Source organism: Pseudomonas sp. R62 (assembly GCF_000257605.1).
Lineage (GTDB): Bacteria > Pseudomonadota > Gammaproteobacteria > Pseudomonadales > Pseudomonadaceae > Aquipseudomonas > Aquipseudomonas atacamensis.
Genome location: NZ_JH635999.1, coordinates 694,302 through 695,809 on the forward strand (window position 1 = coordinate 694,302; position 1,508 = coordinate 695,809).

Here is a 1,508-nt window from a genome sequence, read left to right on the forward strand (position 1 = left end):
ATATCAGGAGATTTCTATCTTGCGTGCAAGAAGAGCTTCAACTTATGGACCTGCCATCAACCCTTGAAAAGGGGGAGACGCGTGACGTTCCATCGTAGGGCGATGGAATAGATCTACTGGACAGCTGTTTAGTCGAATTATCAATGCGATAGTAGAAGTGTCAAAAGTTAGCGCCGCGGTCGCTCGCTAAGTATTTGTAAAGAGACTGATACTAAACTTGTACGTGCGAAGACCTTGAGTCAGCCTCACCTCGTAATTCAATGGCGTTACTAGCCAGAGGACAGAAAATACAAGTGTTATGTTCGACGAACGGTGAATTCATATTCTGCGTGGCTGTGGCTGTGGCTCACGGATTGTCGGAAGTGGGGCCATCAGGCGCTCTCGTGTAAGGCCTGCAATGGTTGCGTTGTAGATGAGCCGGTTTGCAATCTCGGCCATTTTGGCAAGCTCTGCCTTCAGTTCATCATTCTCTGCCTGAAGTCTTGAGATCTTCTTCATAGCATCCAGCGTGCTCCGTGGCCTTGGAATGTCCGAGAGCTTCTGTTTTTCTATCTTCAGATGTTGTTTCTTGTTCTTATAAGCGACTTTTATCGCTATTTTCTTGTCAAGCGCTTGGCGTGTTGGCGGGGTATCCCAACCCAATATGCCTTGTGCGCCAATACAGACTGCGTTCCAGTCCAGTGCATGCTCGGCTGCCCAGTTACGGATCATCTGAGCAATTCTTCTTTCATGTTGCTCTGTTATCGTTTTAGGCATTATCGGAACTCCGAAGTAACTCCAGGCAGGCCAGTAGATCATCGCCGTATGTGATGCGCAATTCATCTCTGTCTAGCAACTTGACACCCGCTGCTTCGGCTTTCTCGGCCACAATCAATTTCTCGTGGCTGAAGTCTTCCCCGGTTATTTCGATAGGGCTGCCGTCGGGTACTTCAGAGTTGTGCAGGATAGCCAGCAGTTGATCGAGTCTTTCGATCTGTGGTCCCGCTTTTTCGGTCCATCGGGAAGCAGCCCGTTCGCCTTGAGCTATTGCATTTTGGGCGGCTGTGTAAGTACACATGAGACTATCACGATCCATTTTAATGATTTTAGCGGCAATTTTGTCGCCTTTACACATCAGCAGTTCCGAGCAATTGAGGCAATCGGCGAACTTATTGCAGGGCCCAGCTCTCCAACTGCGTCGGCAAATTCCATAGCGGCTGCGATGGAAAGGCCCCTGCCCATAAAGTTCTGCGTCCTCACTCGTGATCGGTTCCAAAGGTTCTTGCTCTTGAGTTGTACCTAACAAGACAGCGCCTTCGGCGGCAGCTTTGATAGGGTCGTCGTACAGATAAGTTCGGGTCTGCTGGGTAGTAGCGCGGCTACTCCAGTCGGTGAGCATTTCAATGGATATACCTTTGCTACGCCCGAGTCTGTTGAGAAGGTGGCGGAAACTGTGAGAGTTAACCTTGATGGTGCCGTAGCCGTTCCTACGAAAGAAGTTCCTTTTTTCTGCTGTCGCCCCCCTAGTC

General features: G+C 49.8%; 1 protein-coding gene and 1 pseudogene. Both read right to left on the reverse strand.

The genetic code is table 11. The annotated features are described in order from the left end of the window. Window positions 1-318: 318 nt before the first annotated feature. Window positions 319-756: a hypothetical protein gene (locus OQK_RS21470; protein ID WP_016774204.1), complete on the reverse strand. Its 438-nt coding sequence runs from the start codon at window positions 754-756 to the stop codon at window positions 319-321. Then, window positions 749-1,508, reverse strand: a pseudogene (locus OQK_RS31580) (integrase); the annotation flags it as partial. The gene OQK_RS21470 and the pseudogene OQK_RS31580, both read right to left, overlap by 8 nt.

What these genes read in the sequence shown, in the direction of transcription:
- OQK_RS21470 (WP_016774204.1), bottom strand. Translation starts at nt 756, where the DNA reads ATGCCTAAAACGATAACAGAGCAACATGAAAGAAGAATTGCTCAGATG.